The sequence below is a fragment of the Microbispora triticiradicis genome (genome assembly GCF_005864065.1).
In the GTDB taxonomy this organism is placed as follows: Bacteria; Actinomycetota; Actinomycetes; order Streptosporangiales; family Streptosporangiaceae; genus Microbispora; species Microbispora triticiradicis.
The window spans coordinates 107,824-124,715 of record NZ_VANP01000007.1 but is presented as its reverse complement, the minus strand read 5'-3'; the positions used below and the strand labels follow the sequence as shown (position 1 = coordinate 124,715).

Genomic DNA, 16,892 nt, shown 5'->3' with positions numbered 1-16,892 from the left:
GGCGAGCCGTCGTCCGGCGGCTCGTCGCCACGAATGAGCCTTCGATGCCGACCGCCTACGTCGTCACCGCTCTGGTGACCATCGCCTTCAACACGTTCTCCGGGGTCGCGGCCATGACCCGGCTCGCGCCGATCATGCGTACCCTCGGCCCCGCACTCGCCCGAGCCGGCGTGCCGGAGTCGTGGCTGGTCTGGCCGATCGGCGCGCTCAAGGCCCTGGGCGCGCTGGGACTCGCGCTCGGGCTGCTCGGCGTGCCGCTCGTCGGCACGGCCGCCGCCGCGGGCCTCGTCCTCTACTTCGTCTGCGCCCTCTACATCCATCTGCGCGTCCGCGACTTCTCCCCCCAGTTCTTCCTGGCGGTCGTGTTCCTCGTCCTGGCGGTCGCCACACTGGCGCTCGATCCCGCCCTCGTGCTGCACCTGTCCCGGCGAGGAGTCGCATGATGGGCGAAACCCCCGCGGCCGAGGCGTTCGCCGGCCACCGCGAGTTGCTGTTCTCCATCGTCTACAACATGCTCGGCACGGTCGGCGACACCGAGGACGTGCTCCAGGAGACCTGGCTGGCGTGGGCGGCACGGGACGTGACCGGCATCGCCAACCCCCGGGCGTACCTGGTGCGGGTCGCGGTCAACCAGGCCCTCGCCCACCAGAGCGCGTTGCGCCGGCGCAAGGAGACCTACCTGGGCCCGTGGCTGCCGGAACCGCTGGTCACCGGTCCCAACGCCGCCGAGCCCGCCGTACGCGGGGAGTCGGTGTCGATCGCGCTGCTGGTGGTTGTGACCGAGCGCTTCGTCGCGACGGCGTTCGGCGGTGACCTGCCCGCGCTGATGGAGATGCTCGCGCCCGACGTCGTCCTGTGGCCCGACGGCGGAGGCAGGTCGGCGGTGGGCGGGCCGCGGCCGGTCCGCGGCCGCGACAAGGTCGCCCGGGTGGTCGTGGCCAACGCGCGCGGCGGCGTGGACGTCCGGTATCACCAGGTCGACGGCGACCCCTCGGTGGTGGTCTTCGCCGAGGACGCGCCCCTCGCGGTGATGGTGCTCGATCTCGAAGCCGGCGGGGAGCAGGTGCGCGACATCTACGTGGTCAGCAACCCCGACAAGCTCGGATCCGTCCCCGGCCAGGCCGCCGAGGGAGGCTCGGAACCCCCCTCGCGACGCTCCTGACGGTTCTCCAGCACCAGGAATCACTCGTTTGGAGATGAGCCACGACAGCCACTTCGGGCTCTCGATAGAGTTGGAACTCTGCTCGCCCCTCCACGAAAGGCCAGAGATCACCAGTGGCTGATTCGTTCGTTCACCTGCATGTTCACACCGAGTACTCCATGCTGGACGGAGCGGCGAAGATCGGCAAGCTGGCCCAGCGGGCGGCAGAGCTGGGCATGCCCGCGATCGCGATGAGCGACCACGGCAACATGTTCGGCGCCTACGAGTTCCAGTCGAAGATGAAGTCGGCCGGGGTCAAGCCGATCATCGGCATCGAGGGGTACGTCAGCCCCGAATCCCGCCACTACAAGCAGCCGGTGTTCTGGGGAGAGCCCCACCAGCGCAAGTCCGACGAGCGCACCGGCCTCGGCGGTGACGTGTCGGCCAGCGGCACCTATCTGCACAAGACGATGTGGGCGGTCAACGCCCAGGGTCTGCGGAACCTGTTCAGGATCTCGTCGCTGGCCTCCCTCGAAGGCCACATGAAGAAGTACCCCCGCATGGACGACGACCTGTTCGAGCAGTACCACGAGGGGATCGTCGCCACCACGGGCTGCCCGTCCGGCGCGGTGCAGACGCGGCTCCGGCTCGGGCAGTACGACAAGGCGCTGGAACACGCCGCCAAGTACCAGGAGATCTTCGGGCGGGACAACTACTTCCTGGAGATCATGGACCACGGGGGGATCCCGATCGAGACGGGGGTCCGCGAGGACCTGCTGCGGATCGGCAAGACCCTCGGCATCCCGCCCCTGGTCACCAACGACTCCCACTACGTCACCGAGGACCAGTCCAAGGCCCACGACGCGCTGCTCTGCGTCGGCACGAACTCCCTGCTCAGCGATCCCAGCCGGTTCCGCTTCTCCGGCAACGGCTACTACGTGCGCACCGCCGAGGAGATGTGGGCGCTCGACCCCGGCTCCGATCTGTGGGCCGAGGGCTGCAAGAACACGTTGCTGATCGCCGAGCGGGTCGAGCCGTACGACGAGGTGTTCGCCCACCGCGACCTCGCGGCCAAGTTCCCGGTCCCCGAAGGGGAGACCGAGATGAGCTGGCTGCGCAAGGAGGCGCACAGCGGCGCGGTGCGACGCTACGGCGACCCGGTGCCGGCCGAGGTGCTGGAGCGCATCGAGTACGAGCTCGGCGTCATCGAGGGCATGGGCTTTCCCGGCTACTTCCTCGTCGTCGCGGACATCTGCCGCTACGCCCGGGAGAGCGGCATCTGGCTCGGCCCGGGCCGAGGATCGGCCACCGGGTCGATGGTGGCCTACGTCACCGGGATCACCGAGCTCGACCCCATCGAGCACTCCCTGCTGTTCGAGCGGTTCCTGAACCCCGAACGCATCTCCATGCCCGACGTCGACCTCGACTTCGACGAGCGTAGGCGCGGTGACATGATCCGTTATGTCACGGAGAAGTATGGCGAGGACAACGTCTCGCTGATCATCACGTACATGACGATCAAATCGAAGGCGGCGGTCAAGGACGCGGCCCGCGTCCTGGGTTACCCCTTCCCGGTGGGCGAGAAGATCACCAAGGCGTTCCCGCCGGCCGTCATGGGCAAGGAGATCCCGCTCACCGGCATCTTCGACGAGAAGCACCCCCGGTTCGCCGAGGCGACCGAGCTGCGGAAGCTCTACGAGGAAGACTCCGACGTCAAGCAGGTCATCGACACCGCGCTCGGCCTCGAAGGACTGACCCGGGGCACCGGCGTCCACGCGGCGGGCGTCATCCTGTCGTCGCAGCCGCTGATCGACGTCATGCCGATCTTCATGCGCCCCGACGACGGCGCCCGCATCACCGGCTTCGACGGGCCCAGCTCCGAGTCCATGGGCGCCCTGAAGATGGACTTCCTGGGCCTGCGGAACCTGACCGTCATCGGCGACGCGGTGCAGAACGTGAAGGACAACCGCGGCCTCGACCTGGACATGCTCAGCCTCGCGCTGGACGACAAGAAGACCTACGAGCTGCTGGCGCGCGGCGACACGCTCGGCGTGTTCCAGCTCGACAGCTCGATGATGCGGGACCTCACCAAGCTGATCGCCCCGACCCGGTTCGAGGACATCTCGTCCATCCTGGCCCTGGGCCGCCCCGGCCCGATGGGGGCGAACGCGCACGTCAACTACGCGCTGCGCAAGGCCGGGCAGCAGGAGATCACCCCGATCCACCCCTCGCTCAAGGAAGTGCTCGACCCGATCCTCGGCACCACCTACCACCTGGTGGTCTACCAGGAGCAGGTCATGGCCATCGCCCAGCAGCTGGCCGGCTACACCCTCGGTGGCGCCGACATCCTGCGCCGGGCGATGGGCAAGAAGAAGAAGGAGGAGATGGACAAGCAATGGGCCACCTTCTCCTCCGGCATGGTCGCCAAGGGCTACACCGAGGAAGCGGCGAAGGCCGTCTGGGACGTGCTGGAGCCGTTCAGCTCCTACGGCTTCAACAAGTCCCACACCGCCGGCTACGGACTCGTCTCCTACTGGACGGCCTACCTCAAGGCCAACTACCCGGCCGAGTACATGGCCGCCCTGCTGACCTCGGTCGGCACGAACAAGGACCGCATGGCGCTCTACCTGGCCGAGTGCCGCCGGATGAAGCTCAAGGTCCTGCCGCCCGACGTCAACGAGTCGGGCCTGCGCTTCTCCGCCGTCGGGGAGGACGTCCGCTTCGGACTGGGCGCGATCCAGAACGTCGGGGAGAACGCCATCAAGGGCATCATCTCCGCGCGCCGCGAGAAGGGCGCCTACACCGACTTCAACGACTTCCTGACCAAGGTCCCCCAGGTCGTCTGCAACAAGCGCACCATTGAATCCCTGATCAAAGCCGGAGCGTTCGACGGCCTCGGGCACACCCGCCAGGGGCTGATCCAGATCCACGACCAGGCCGTGGACGCCGTGATCGACGTCAAGCGCAAGGAGGCCCTCGGCCAGGACTCGCTGTTCGGCGCGTTCGACGACGACAGCGGGGCGGGCAGCGTCTTCCACATCTCCGTTCCCGAAGGGGAATGGGACAAGAAGACGAAGCTGTCCTTCGAACGGGAGATGCTCGGCCTCTACGTCTCCGATCACCCGCTCAACGGCGCCGAACGCATCCTCGAACGCAACCGGGACCTGACCATCGCCCAGGTGCTGGACGGCCAGGCCGGGGCGGGGAACGTCCGCATCGCCGGCATCATCTCCGGCGTCGACAAGAAGGTCACCAAGAAGGGCGACGTCTGGGCCATCCTCAAGATCGAGGACCACGACGGCTCCATCGAGGTGCCCTGCTTCCCGCAGACCTACCAGCTGTACGGCACCAACCTCGCCCCCGACCTGGTCGTCGCCGTCACCGGCCGGATCCGCTCACGCGGCGACGGCGACGAGGCGACCATCTCCTTCAACGCCACCGACATCACGTTCCTCGACATCTCCGGCATCCAGGACGACGGCCGCGAACCCATCGTGATCGCCCTCCGTGAGGAGCGCGTCAACAGGGAGCTCGTCCACGAGCTCAAGCGGATCCTGACCGTCCACCCCGGCGAGACCCCCGTCCGGCTGCGCGTGGAGCGGCTCAACCGGAAGATCAACGTCGTGGAGCTGCCCGACTACGCGGTGAACATCAGCAACGGCGCGTTCGCCGGAGACATCAAGGTCCTCCTGGGGGCGAACGCGCTCGTCGTGCCCTGACCGGAATTTCCCGTACGGTCCCCCGGCCGTATGCTGTCCGGCTTGTGAAGGGTGGACTGCTGGTCGCGGGGACCACGTCGGATGCCGGGAAGAGCGTGGTCACCGCCGGGATCTGCCGGTGGCTGGCCCGGCGGGGCGTGCGGGTCGCGCCGTTCAAGGCGCAGAACATGTCGCTCAACTCCTACGTGACCGCCGACGGCGCGGAGATCGGGCGGGCGCAGGCCGTGCAGGCGGCCGCCTGCGGGCTGGAGCCGACGGCCGACATGAACCCGATCCTGCTCAAGCCGGGCAGCGATCGGCGTAGCCAGGTCGTCGTACGCGGCCGGGCCGTCGCCGACGTCGACGCCATGGAGTACGGGACCCGGCGGGACGAGCTGCGGGCCGTCGCCGTCGAGTCGTACCGGCGGCTGGCCCGCGAGTTCGACGTGGTGGTCTGTGAAGGCGCGGGCTCTCCGGCCGAGATCAACCTCCGGGCCGGGGACATCGCTAACATGGGCCTGGCCCGGGCGACCGGGCTGCCGGTGGTCGTGGTCGGGGACATCGACCGCGGCGGGGTCTTCGCGCACATGTACGGCACGGTCGCGCTGCTGGACGCCGCCGACCAGGCGCACATCGCCGGCTTCATCGTGAACAAGTTCCGGGGCGCGCGAGAGCTGCTCGCGCCCGGACTTGACATGATCGAGGGGCTGACCGGGCGCCGCGTCTACGGCGTGCTGCCCTGGCTCGACGGGCTCTGGATGGACGTCGAGGACTCCCTGTCGCTCGACACCCGGCCGCGGGGCGCGGCGGCGGCCGGTGGGGCGCTGCGGGTGGCGGTCGTACGGTATCCGCGGATCTCGAACTTCACCGACGTGGACGCGCTGGCCGCCGAGCCGGGGGTCGTGGTGACGTTCGCCACGTCCCCGGCCGAGTGCGCGGAGGCCGACCTGCTGGTCCTGCCCGGTTCGCGGGCCACCGTGAGCGACCTCGCCTGGTTGCGGGAGACCGGGATCGCCGATGTCGTGGCCGGGAGAACGGGACCGGTGCTCGGCGTCTGCGGGGGCTACCAGATGCTCGCCCGTACCATCACCGACCAGGTCGAGTCGGGCGCCGGCACGGTCGCCGGGCTGGGACTGCTCCCGGCCGACGTCGTGTTCGCCGCCGAGAAGACGCTCGGGCGGCCGAGCGGCGAGGCGTACGGGCATCCCGTGGAGGCGTACGAGATCCACCACGGGATCGTGACGCGCTACGCGGGCGAGGAGTTCCTCGACGGCTGCCGGGTGGGGAACGTGTGGGGCACCACCTGGCACGGAGCGCTGGAGAACGACGGGTTCCGGCGGGCGTTCCTCGGTGAGGTGGCGCGGGCGGCGGGACGCGAGTTCCACGCCGGCCCCGGCGTCTCCTTCGCGGCGCTGCGGGAGGCACGGCTGGACGCGCTCGGAGACCTCGTCGAGCGGAACGTCGACACCGCCGCGTTGCTCGCGCTCATCGCGGGCGGGCCGCCCTCAGGACTCCGGGTCCTACCGCCCGGCGCGGCCTGAGGTTGTTGACGCTGATTGTCCGGAACGGGTAGCGTCCGGAAGGTTTCGCGGTGACCAAGGGAAATCCGGTGAGATGCCGGTGCGGTCGCGCCACTGTATCCGGGGCATGGACCCCGGGAGCCAGGTCGCTTGGCCACCGTGACCTCGTCTGCCGGGACGCGTCATCCCTGAGGAGGCCCTTGTGAGCGACCTTCGCCCCGTCTCGAACCAGCCGCGCGGCTGAGCCGTGCTGTTCATCCGTCAGGCGGGTACGCCAGGTGCCCGGCGCGCCTGCTTCCCCATGCCCGAGGAACCCGATCCGTCGGGACTCGCCCAGGCCACGGCACAGGCCGCCGTGCTGGGCGTGCCCGGCGACGCGCTCGTCTTCGCCGCGCCGTGGCCCGCCGCCGTGGCGACCGCCCGGGCCGCGTCGGGCCGGGAACCCGTCGTGGCCGGCGCGCTCGCCGAGGCCGATTACGGGGCCTGGGCGGGCCGGCCGTTCGCGGAGGTGGCCGCGGCGGACCCCGCGGGGCTCGGCGCGTGGCTGACCGACCCGCGGGCGGTCCCCCATGGCGGGGAGAGCCTTGCCGGCATGGGCGAACGGGTGGCCGCGTGGATGGAGTCGCTCCGCGCGGACGCCGCCCGTGTGGTCGCCGTCTGCGACGCCGGGCCCATCCGGGCCGCGCTCGCGCACGCGCTCGGCCTTACCGCGACACGGGCCGCGGCCTTCGACGTCGCGCCGTTGTCCCACACCGGACTGGCCGCCGGGAACGGCGGCTGGCGGATCACGTACGTCAACCGGAAGGCCGCACCGTGAACCCTGCCTATCCCTTCAGCGCGGTCGTCGGGCTCGACGACCTGAAGCTGGCGCTGGTGCTGAACGCGGTCTCGCCCCGGGCCGGCGGCGTCCTGGTACGCGGGGAGAAGGGCACCGCGAAGTCCACCATCGTCCGCGCGCTGGCCGCGCAGTTGCCCCCGGTCGCCGTGGTGGCGGGGTGCCGGTTCCACTGTGATCCGGCGGCGCCCGATCCGGGGTGTCCCGACGGGCCGCACGAGCCGGACGCCGCGTGGGTCCGGCGGCCGGCGTCGCTGGTGGAGCTTCCGGTGGGAGCCTCGGAGGATCGGCTGGCCGGGTCGCTGGACCTGGAGCGAGCGCTGACCGAAGGGGTCAAGGCCTTCGAACCCGGGCTGCTCGCGGCCGCCCATCGGGGCGTTCTGTACGTGGACGAGGTGAACCTCCTGCACGACCATCTGGTGGACCTGCTGCTCGACGCGGCGGCGCTCGGGGTCTGCTACGTGGAGCGCGAGACCGTCTCGGTACGGCATGCCGCGCGGTTCCTGCTCGTCGGAACCATGAATCCGGAGGAAGGGGAGCTCCGCCCGCAGCTGCTCGACCGGTTCGGGCTGACCGTCGAGGTGCGGGCGACCCGGGAGCCCGGCGAACGGGCGGAGGTCGTCCGGCGGCGGTTCGCGTTCGACGCCGATCCCGAGGGCTTCGCGGCACGATGGGCTCCGGAGGAGGCCGCGCTCGCCGAGCGGATCGCGCGGGCCCGGGCCGCCCTTCCGGCGGTACGGCTGCCCGACGCTCGGCTACGGCAGATCACGGCCGTCTGCGCGGGTTTCGAGGTGGACGGTCTGCGGGCCGATCTCGTCACCGCTCATGCCGCTGTGGCGCACGCCGCCTGGCAGGGGCGGGACGTGGTGACCCGGGAGGACGTCCGGGTGGCGGCCCGGCTGGCGTTGCCGCACCGCCGTCGCCGCGATCCGTTCGACGCGCCCGGCCTGGACGAACGGCTTCTCGACGACCTGCTGGACCAGACCGAGCCCGACGGCCCCGACGACCCCGACGACCCGGATGACCGTGAGGGGCCCGGGCGGCCGGAAGGCCCTGACGGCCCCGGCGGCCCTCCAGCCGATGGTTCACAGTCCGATGGTTCGCAGCCCGGCGGCCCCGCCGCCCCGTCTCACGAAATTTCGGGAGAAGGTGGTGGTGGTCCCGCGTCCGACGCTTCTCCCGGTGACGGGGAACCCGCCTCTCGGTCCGGAGACGCGGCCCCTCACGACTCCGCCCCGGAAGACGTGGCGGCGGTCGGGGCCCCGTTCCGCGTACCCGTCCTCAGGGTCTCCGGAGTGGGCGAGGGCGCGGCGGGCCGGCGGTCCAGCGGCCGGGGACGCCATGGCCGCGCGATCGGCGCACGCCTCCCCGGCGGCGCCGGTCCCCGCGCGATCGATCTCCCCTCCACCCTCCTGGCGGCCGCCCCCCATCAGGTCCTCCGGGGCAGACGTGGTCCCGGCCTGATCCTCAGGCGGGACGACCTCCGCGAGCCCGTCCGCGAGGGCCGCGAAGGCAACCTCGTGCTGTTCGTCGTCGACGCCAGCGGCTCGATGGGGGCGCGCAGGCGGATGACGGCTGTCAAGACGGCCGTGCTGAGCCTGCTGCTGGACGCCTACCAGCGCAGGGACAAGGTGGGCCTGGTCGTCTTCCGCGGCCGGGGCGCGACCGTGGCGCTCCCCCCGACCTCCTCGGTGGAGGCGGGCGCGGCCCGGCTCCGCGCGCTCCCGACGGGGGGACGCACCCCCCTGGCCGAGGGACTCGCGACGGCGGCGGAGGTGCTCCGCGTGGAACGGATGCGTGACCCGGACCGCCGCCCCCTCCTCGTCGTCGTGACGGACGGCCGCGCGACCTCCGGCGGGGACGTGACCCGCGCGGCCACCGCGCTCGCGGGGGTGACCTCGGTCGTCGTCGACTGCGAGAGCGGGCCGGTCCGCCTGGGCCTGGCGGGCACGCTGGCCCTCCGGCTGGGCGCACGGGTGCTCCCGCTGGAGTCGCTGGGCGATCTCGTGTCCAAGCGAAGGAAGGCGGGCTGAGATGCCGCAGGGGAAGCCGGAGAACGTCCCGGACGACGGGTTGACCACCCGGCAGCGCCGGACGAGGCCGCTGCTCATGGTGCACACGGGGCCGGGCAAGGGGAAGTCGACGGCCGCGTTCGGGATGGCGTTGCGCGCCTGGAACCAGGGGTGGCCGATCGGGGTGTTCCAGTTCGTGAAGTCGGCCAGATGGCGGGTCGGCGAGGAGCGCGCGCTGACCGTGCTGGGCGCGAGCGGCGAGGGCGGCACCGTCGCCTGGCACAAGATGGGCGAGGGCTGGTCGTGGATCCAGCGGCCGGGCACCGAGGCCGACCACGCCGCCGACGCCCGCGAGGGCTGGGAGCAGATCAAACGCGACCTCGCGGCCGAGACGTACCGGTTCTACGTGCTGGACGAGTTCACCTATCCGCTCAAGTGGGGGTGGATCGACCTCGACGACGTGATCTCGGCGCTGGCCGGACGCCCGGGGGCCCAGCACGTCGTCATCACCGGACGCGACGCGCCCGCCCGGCTGGTGGAGGCCGCGGACCTCGTGACGGAGATGGGCAAGGTCCGCCATCCCATGGACGCCGGGCAGAAGGGCCAGAAGGGCATCGAGTGGTGACCGGCGTCCCGCGACTGGTGGTCGCGGCCCCGGCCTCGGGGAGCGGCAAGACGACCGTGGCCACGGGCCTGATGGCGGCGCTCGCGGCGCGCGGACTGCGCGTCGCGCCGTTCAAGGTGGGGCCCGACTACATCGACCCGGGCTACCACACGCTCGCCTCCGGGCGGCCCGGGCGCAACCTCGACCCGTGGCTGACCGGCGAGGAGCGGGTGACGCCGCTGTTCCTGCACGGCTCCGCGGGCTGCGACATCGCGGTCGTCGAGGGCGTGATGGGGCTGTTCGACGGGCGCGGCGACGGTGACTTCGCCTCGACCGCGCACGTGGCGCGGCTGCTGGGCGCGCCCGTGGTGCTCGTCGTGGACGCGGGCAGGCAGAGCAGGTCGGTGGCGGCGCTGGTGCATGGCTTCGCGACGTTCGACTCGCGGGTGCGGGTGGCGGGCGTGGTGCTGAACCGCCTCGGGTCGGCGCGGCACGAGGAGCTGTGCCGGGCGGCGCTGGAGGAGACCGGGGTTCCGGTGCTGGGGGCGGTCCACCGTGACGACGACGTGGTGACGCCGTCCCGCCATCTCGGGCTGGTCCCGGCGGCCGAGCGGCTGCCCGCCGCCGTGACGGCGGTGGACCGGCTCGGCGCGCTCGTGGCGGGCTCGTGCGACCTGGACGGTCTCGTACGGCTCGCCGGGACCGCGGCGCCGCTGACCGGCGAGCCGTGGGACCCGTCGGACGGCCGGGAGCCCGGGGCGCGGCGGGTGGTGGCGGTCGCGGGCGGCGCCGCGTTCACGTTTGGGTACGCCGAGCACGCCGAGATGCTCACCGCCGCCGGAGCGCAGGTCGCGGTGTTCGACCCGGTACGCGACGAGTCCCTGCCCGAGGGCGCCTCCGCGCTGGTCGTGGGGGGCGGCTTCCCCGAGATGTACGCGGCCGAGCTGTCGGCCAACGAGCCCCTGCGCGCCGAGGTCGCCGCGTTCCCGGGCGCGGTGGCGGCCGAGTGCGCGGGGCTGCTCTACCTGTGCGAGGAGCTGGACGGCCGCCCGATGTGCGGCCGGGTGCCGGGCGTCGCGCAGATGACCAACCGGCTGACGCTGGGCTACCGCGACGCGGTGGCCGTGCGCGACACGCTGCTGACCCGGCAGGGCGAGCGGTTCAGGGGCCACGAGTTCCACCGGACCACGGTCACCGGCGGCGGGCAGCCGGTCTTCCGGTGGCGTGGCGGTGCCGACGGGGCCGGCGACGCCCGGCTCACCGCGTCGTACCTGCACCTGCACTGGGCGGGTGCCCCACAACTCGCCCGGCGGCTGCTCGCCTACGCCGAGCCCTCCTCAAGGTCGCCCTCGATCGCGAGATAGGCGTCGCGCAGCCCGGCGAGCACCTCCGGGTCCGGGTGCTCCCACATGCGCCGCTCTGCGGCCTCCAGCAGGCGCTGCGCGATGCCGTGCAGCGCCCACGGGTTCGACTTGGCCATGAAGTCGCGGTTGACCGGGTCGAGCACGTACGTCGAGGCGAGCGTGTCGTACATCCAGTCGGCGACGACGCCGGTCGTGGCGTCGTAGCCGAACAGGTAGTCCACGGTCGCGGCCAGCTCGAACGCGCCCTTGTAGCCGTGGCGGCGCATGGCGGCGAGCCAGTTGGGGTTGACGACCCGGGCGCGGAAAATCCGCGCGGTCTCCTCCGACAGGGTCCGGGTGCGGACGGCGTCGGGGCGGGTGCTGTCGCCCACGTAGGCGGCGGGCGCGCGGCCCGTCAGCGCGCGCACGGTCGCGATCATGCCGCCGTGGTACTGGAAGTAGTCGTCGGAGTCGGCGATGTCGTGTTCGCGGGTGTCCACGTTCTTGGCGGCGACGGCGATGCGGCGGTAGGCGTTCTCCATGTCCTCGCGGGCGGGCTCTCCGTCGAGGTCGCGGCCGTAGGCGTAGCCGCCCCAGACGGCGTACACCTCGGCGAGGTCGGCGTCGTCACGCCAGTTGCCGCTGTCGATGAGCGGCAGCAGGCCCGCGCCGTACGCGCCGGGACGCGACCCGAACACGCGCAGCGTCGCACGCCTGGCGTCCCCGTGCGCGGCCCGGTCGGCTTCCACGTGGGCGCGCACGTAGTTGTCCTCGGGGCTCTCGCCGAGCCCGGCGACGAGCCGGACGGCGTCGTCGAGCATGGCCACCACGTGCGGGAACGCGTCCCGGAAGAACCCGCTGATGCGCACCGTCACGTCCACGCGCGGGCGGCCCAGCTCGTCCAGGGGCACCGGTTCGAGCGTGGTGACGCGCCGCGACGCCTCGTCCCAGACGGGCCGCACGCCGAGCAGGGCGAGCACCTCGGCGATGTCGTCGCCGGCGGTGCGCATGGCGCTGGTCCCCCACACCGACAGCCCGACCGAGCGCGGCCACTCGCCGGTCTCCGCGCGGTAGCGGGCGAGCAGCGAGTCGGCCATGGCCTGCCCGGTCTCCCAGGCAAGGCGGCTCGGCACGGCACGCGGGTCGACGGAGTAGAAGTTGCGGCCGGTCGGCAGCACGTTGATCAGCCCGCGCAGCGGCGACCCGGACGGCCCGGCGGGGACGTAGCCTCCGGCGAGCGCGTGCAGCACGTGGTCGAGCTCGTCGGTGGTGCGCGCGAGCCTCGGCACCACCTCGGTCGCCGCGAACGTCAGCACCCGCCCGACCTCCGGATCGGCCGTCACCCCGGCGACCGCGGCCGGGTCCCAGCCGAGCCGCTCCATGGCGGTGACGAGGGCGCGGGCCTCGGCCTCGACGCGGTCCACGGACGCGGTCGCGGCGCTGCCGTCCTCGGTCAGGCCGAGCGCCTCGCGCAGGCCGGGCAGGGTCTCGCGGCCGGCCCACATCTGGCGGGCGCGCAGCATGGCCAGCACCAGGTTCACCCGGGCCTCGCCGGCCGGGGCCGCGCCGAGGACGTGCAGGCCGTCGCGGATCTGCGCGTCCTTGACCTCGCACAGCCAGCCGTCCACGTGCAGGATGAACTCGTCGAACTCCGCGTCGTGCGGGCGCTCGGACAGGCCGAGGTCATGGTCGAGGCGGGCGGCCTGGATGAGGGTCCAGATCTGGGCACGGATCGCGGGCAGCTTCGCCGGGTCCATGGCCGCGATCGTCGCGTGCTCGTCGAGCAGCTGCTCAAGGCGGGCGATGTCGCCGTACGTCTCGGCCCTCGCCATAGGCGGCACCAGGTGGTCCACGAGAACCGCGTGCGCGCGGCGCTTGGCCTGGGTGCCCTCGCCGGGGTCGTTCACCAGGAACGGATAGACCAGCGGCAGGTCGCCGATCGCCGCGTCGGTGCCGCAGGAGGCCGACATGCCGGCCGACTTGCCGGGCAGCCACTCCAGGTTGCCGTGCTTGCCGACGTGGACCATGGCGTGCGCGCCGAATTCGGCCGACAACCACCGGTAGGCCGCCAGGTAGTGGTGGCTCGGCGGCAGGTCGGGGTCGTGGTAGATCGCGATCGGGTTCTCCCCGAAGCCGCGTGGAGGCTGGACCATCACCACGACGTTGCCCGACCGCAAAGCGGCGAGCACGATGTCGCCCTCGTGGACGAACAGCTCGCCGGGCGGCGCGCCCCAGTGGCGTTCCATGTCGGCGCGCAGGCCGGCGGGGAGGGTCTCGTACCAGGCGCGGTAGGCGGCGGCGGGGATGCGCACCGGGTTGGCGGCGAGCTGTTCCTCGGTGAGCCAGTCCTGGTCCTGGCCGCCCGCGGCGATCAGGGCGTGGATCAGCGCGTCGCCGTCCTGCTCGGCCTGGCCCGGGAAGCCGCCGCCGAGGTCGTAGCCCTCCTCGGCCAGCCGGGCCAGCAGCCTGACCGTGCTGGCCGGGGTGTCCAGGCCGACGGCGTTGCCGACCCGGGAGTTCTTCGTCGGGTACGCCGACAGCATCACGACGAGCCTCTTGTCCGCCGGGGGCACGTGGCGCAGCAGTCCGTGGCGTACGGCGATGCCCGCGACCCGGGCGGCGCGTTCGGGGTCGGCGACGTAGACGGTCAGGCCGTCGTCGTCGATCTCCTTGAACGAGAACGGCACCGTGATGATCCGCCCGTCGAACTCGGGGATCGCGACCTGCGAGGCGGCGTCCAGCGGGGACAGCCCGTCGTCGTTGTCCTCCCACTCGGCGCGGCTCGTCGTCAGGCACAGGCCCTGCAGGATCGGCACGTCGAGTGCGGCGAGCGCGCCGACGTCCCAGGCCGCGTCGTCGCCGCCGGCCGACGCCGTCGCGGGCCGTGCCCCGCCCGCCGCGAGCACGGTCACCACCAGGGCGTCCGCGCCGCCCAGCACGTCGAGCAGATCCGGCTCCGCGGTGCGCAGCGAGGAGCAGAAGACCGGCAGCGCCCGTCCGCCCGCGTCCTCGATCGCGTCGCAGAGGGCGGCGACGAAGCCCGTGTTGCCCGCCATGTGGTGCGCCCGGTAGTAGAGCACCCCGATCACCGGCCCGTCGCCGGGCCGGCCCTCGCGTTCGAGGACACCCCAGCTCGGTGTGGGCGCCGGGCCCGCGAAGCCGCGCCCGGTCAGCAGGACCGTGTCCGACAGGAACGCGTGCAGCTCGGCCAGGTTGGCGGGCCCTCCGTACGCGAGGTAGGCGTGGGCCTCGGCGCAGACGCCGCCGCTCACCGTGGACAGCTCCATCAGTTCGGCGTCCGGGGCCTGCTCGCCGCCGAGGACGACCACCGGGCACGGCCCCGCGAGCAGCGCGTCCAGCCCGTCCTCCCAGGCACGCCGGCCGCCGAGCAGCCGGACGACCACGAGGCCGGCGCCCTCGACCAGCGCGGGCAGGTCGTCCACGGTCAGCCGCGCCGGGTTGCCCAGCCGGTACGCGGCCCCGCTCGCGCGGGCGCTCAACAGGTCGGTGTCCGACGTGGACAACAGGACGACGACGGGCTGCGCGGCGGACGCGTCTGTGCGCACGGCAAGGTCCTCCCTCGGGGTCCTCGCCCCGGGTCGTGGCGGCGCGACGGCAGGAGTCTCCTGGCTCCCGGATCGACGCTCACCCCGGCCTTCCCGTCTTCCGACAGTGGCCGTGTGGTGGGGTTCGCTCCCCGGTCACAGTGGCGGGACCGCGCCGGATTCACACCGGCTTCCTCCGCTTGCCATCGCTCACCGCAGACCCTACGTGACGGAGGTCGTGTCAGAAAACTGGCGTTAGCATCCTGTTCGTGGTCATGGGTGGCTTTTCTGGGCGCGCCGCCCAGGACGCGTGTCCCGGCGCGCTCCAGGTGCACGCGGCGGCGGACGGGGCGCTGGCCCGCGTCCGCGTGCCCGGCGGCGGGCTGGCCGCCGGCGCCCTGCGCGAACTGGCCGCCTGCGCCCGCGAACTGGGCGCCGGGGTCGTCGAACTGACGTCACGGGCCAACGTGCAGGTGCGCGGGCTGGCCGACCCACCGGCGTTCGCCGCGCGGATGGCCGCCGCCGGACTGCTGCCGTCCGCGACCCACGAGCGCGTGCGCAACATCGTCGCCTCGCCGCTCAGCGGCCGTTCGGCGACGGCCGTCCTGGACGTGCGGCCCCTGGTGGCGGACCTCGACGCGGCCCTGTGCGGCCGTGCCGCCCTGGCTCATCTGCCCGGCCGGTTCCTGTTCGCGCTCGACGACGGCACGGGCGACGTCCTCGGGCTCGGGGCGGACGTGACCCTCGCCGCGCACCCCGACTCTCAGCCCGTCTCTCAGCCCGGCGGCGGCCTGACCCTGCTGCTCGCGGGGGAGCCGGTCGGGTCGGTGACCGCCGGTGACGCCGTCTCCGTCGCGCTCGCCGCGGCCGAGGAGTTCCAGGAGGTGCGCGGCGACGCCTGGCGGGTGGCCGAACTCCCCGGCGGACCCGCGACGATCGCCGCCCGCCTCCCCGGGCGGCTCGCTGTCCTGCCCCCGGTGCCGGTGACGCCCGCCACGCCGCGCAGGGGCGGCCCGTCCGCGCAGGTGGACGGCCGGGTGGCGCTCGACGTGATCGTCCCCCTCGGCAGGCTGACCGCCGGCCAGGCCGGCCTGCTCGCCGATCTGGCCGCCGGTGAGGTGCGGCTGACACCGTGGCGTACGGTCGTGCTGCCCGACCTCGCGCCCGAGGCGGTCGGGCCGGTGACCGAGGCGCTCGCCGGAGCGGGGCTGGTGATCGACCCCGCCTCGCCGTACGCCAGACTGTCGGCCTGCACCGGGCGGCCCGGCTGCGCGAAGGCGCTGGCCGACGTCCAGGCGGACGCGGTGCGCTGGGCGGAGTCCGGCGTGCCCGAACCTCCGGGTCTCCGGCGGCCGGGTGCCGAACCGCTCGATGCCGGCCTGATCCACTGGGCGGGCTGCGAACGCCGCTGCGGCCGCCCGAGGGGGCGGGTCACCGACGTGGTCGCCACGACCGGCGGCTACGACGTCCGCCGTTGACCGTCCGTCCAGCCGTCCATCCACCGTTCCGTCCACTCCACCAGTCCGTCCATCCACCGTCCGCCATCCACGAACAGAGGTGTCCGTGCCCGAGCACGACTACGTCCGCGACGGAGCGGAGATCTACCGGCGGTCGTTCGCGACCATCAGGGCCGAGGCCGACCTGTCGGGGCTGCCCGCCGACGTCGCCCGGGTCGCGGTCCGCATGATCCACGCGTGCGGCATGACCGACCTCGTGAGCGACCTCGGCTACTCCCCCGGCGTGGTCGAGAAGGCGCGTACCGCGCTGCTGGCGGGTGCGCCCGTGCTGTGCGACGCGCGGATGGTCGCCTCCGGCATCACCAGGAAGCGCCTGCCCGCCGGCAACGAGGTCGTCTGCACGCTCGGCGATCCCCGCGTGCCCGCCCTCGCGGAGCGGCTCGGCACCACCCGCAGCGCCGCCGCGCTCGACCTGTGGCTCGACCGCCTCGACGGCGCGGTCGTGGCCGTCGGCAACGCCCCGACCGCGCTGTTCCGGCTGCTCGAACTGGTCGCCGGAGGCGCGGGACGGCCCGCCGCCGTGCTGGGCGTGCCGGTCGGGTTCATCGGCGCGGCCGAGTCCAAGCGCGCCCTCGCGGCGTCCGGCCTGGAGTTTCTGGTTGTCCACGGCCGCCGGGGCGGCAGTGCCATGACGGCGGCGGCGGTCAACGCCATCGCCTGCGAGCAGGAGTGACGAG

The 16,892-nt window shown here is 72.9% G+C and carries 11 protein-coding genes and 2 riboswitches; of the genes, 10 read left to right on the top strand and 1 reads right to left on the bottom strand.

All coding sequences use genetic code 11. From position 1 onward, the window contains the following. The first annotated feature begins 44 nt into the window (after positions 1 to 44). The 8 genes from FED44_RS19655 to FED44_RS19620 all read left to right on the top strand — a co-directional run bounded on the left by FED44_RS19655 (position 45) and on the right by FED44_RS19620 (position 11,174). A complete protein-coding gene (locus tag FED44_RS19655; RefSeq protein ID WP_138461593.1) occupies positions 45 to 443 on the top strand; it encodes a DoxX family protein in 399 nt (132 codons plus the stop codon). Next, positions 443 to 1,162, top strand: coding sequence for a sigma factor (locus FED44_RS19650; protein WP_244302082.1), 720 nt, complete (start codon positions 443 to 445; stop codon positions 1,160 to 1,162). The genes FED44_RS19655 and FED44_RS19650 overlap by 1 nt, the downstream gene beginning before the upstream one ends. A gap of 113 nt (positions 1,163 to 1,275) precedes the next feature. After that, positions 1,276 to 4,860 carry a DNA polymerase III subunit alpha gene (gene dnaE, locus FED44_RS19645; RefSeq protein ID WP_111698933.1) on the top strand — a complete coding sequence of 1,195 codons (3,585 nt, stop codon included), beginning with the start codon at positions 1,276 to 1,278 and terminating at the stop codon, positions 4,858 to 4,860. A gap of 44 nt (positions 4,861 to 4,904) precedes the next feature. Continuing rightward, positions 4,905 to 6,380 (top strand): cobyric acid synthase, encoded by a 1,476-nt coding sequence (locus FED44_RS19640; protein WP_138461591.1) that lies wholly within the window; start codon positions 4,905 to 4,907, stop codon positions 6,378 to 6,380. Positions 6,381 to 6,412: 32 nt separating this feature from the next. Next, a riboswitch (adenosylcobalamin (AdoCbl) riboswitch) is annotated at positions 6,413 to 6,560 on the top strand. Positions 6,561 to 6,660: 100 nt separating this feature from the next. Then, positions 6,661 to 7,176 carry a histidine phosphatase family protein gene (locus FED44_RS19635; RefSeq protein WP_138461590.1) on the top strand — a complete coding sequence of 172 codons (516 nt, stop codon included), beginning with the start codon at positions 6,661 to 6,663 and terminating at the stop codon, positions 7,174 to 7,176. After that, on the top strand, positions 7,173 to 9,227 hold the full coding sequence (locus FED44_RS19630; RefSeq protein ID WP_138461589.1) for a VWA domain-containing protein: 2,055 nt from the start codon (positions 7,173 to 7,175) through the stop codon (positions 9,225 to 9,227). Before FED44_RS19635 ends, FED44_RS19630 begins: the two co-directional genes overlap by 4 nt. Before the next feature lies 1 nt (position 9,228). Further along, a complete protein-coding gene (cobO, locus tag FED44_RS19625) occupies positions 9,229 to 9,831 on the top strand; it encodes a cob(I)yrinic acid a,c-diamide adenosyltransferase (RefSeq protein ID WP_138461588.1) in 603 nt (200 codons plus the stop codon). Between the two features lie 14 nt (positions 9,832 to 9,845). Beyond that, positions 9,846 to 11,174: a cobyrinate a,c-diamide synthase gene (locus FED44_RS19620; RefSeq protein ID WP_138461752.1), complete on the top strand. Its 1,329-nt coding sequence runs from the start codon at positions 9,846 to 9,848 to the stop codon at positions 11,172 to 11,174. Here the strand turns inward: FED44_RS19620 and cobN are convergent. Next, entirely contained in the window at positions 11,132 to 14,719 is a 3,588-nt protein-coding gene (gene cobN, locus FED44_RS19615; RefSeq protein ID WP_138461587.1) for a cobaltochelatase subunit CobN, read from the bottom strand. The two genes, FED44_RS19620 and cobN, sit on opposite strands and share 43 nt — an antisense overlap. Positions 14,720 to 14,772: 53 nt before the next feature. Further along, positions 14,773 to 14,895: riboswitch (cobalamin riboswitch) on the bottom strand. A gap of 78 nt (positions 14,896 to 14,973) precedes the next feature. Between cobN and cobG the strand changes: the two genes are divergently transcribed. Next, entirely contained in the window at positions 14,974 to 16,176 is a 1,203-nt protein-coding gene (cobG, locus tag FED44_RS19610) for a precorrin-3B synthase (RefSeq protein ID WP_138461586.1), read from the top strand. 79 nt (positions 16,177 to 16,255) lie between these two features. Beyond that, positions 16,256 to 16,888 (top strand): precorrin-8X methylmutase, encoded by a 633-nt coding sequence (locus FED44_RS19605; protein WP_167521528.1) that lies wholly within the window; start codon positions 16,256 to 16,258, stop codon positions 16,886 to 16,888. The last annotated feature ends 4 nt before the right edge of the window (positions 16,889 to 16,892 follow it).

Coding starts and splice junctions, on each gene's coding strand:
- FED44_RS19655 (WP_138461593.1), top strand. CDS start 45: ATGCCGACCGCCTACGTCGTCACCGCTCTGGTGACCATCGCCTTCAAC.
- FED44_RS19650 (WP_244302082.1), top strand. CDS start 443: ATGGGCGAAACCCCCGCGGCCGAGGCGTTCGCCGGCCACCGCGAGTTG.
- FED44_RS19635 (WP_138461590.1), top strand. CDS start 6,661: ATGCCCGAGGAACCCGATCCGTCGGGACTCGCCCAGGCCACGGCACAG.
- cobO (WP_138461588.1), top strand. CDS start 9,229: ATGCCGCAGGGGAAGCCGGAGAACGTCCCGGACGACGGGTTGACCACC.
- cobG (WP_138461586.1), top strand. CDS start 14,974: ATGGGTGGCTTTTCTGGGCGCGCCGCCCAGGACGCGTGTCCCGGCGCG.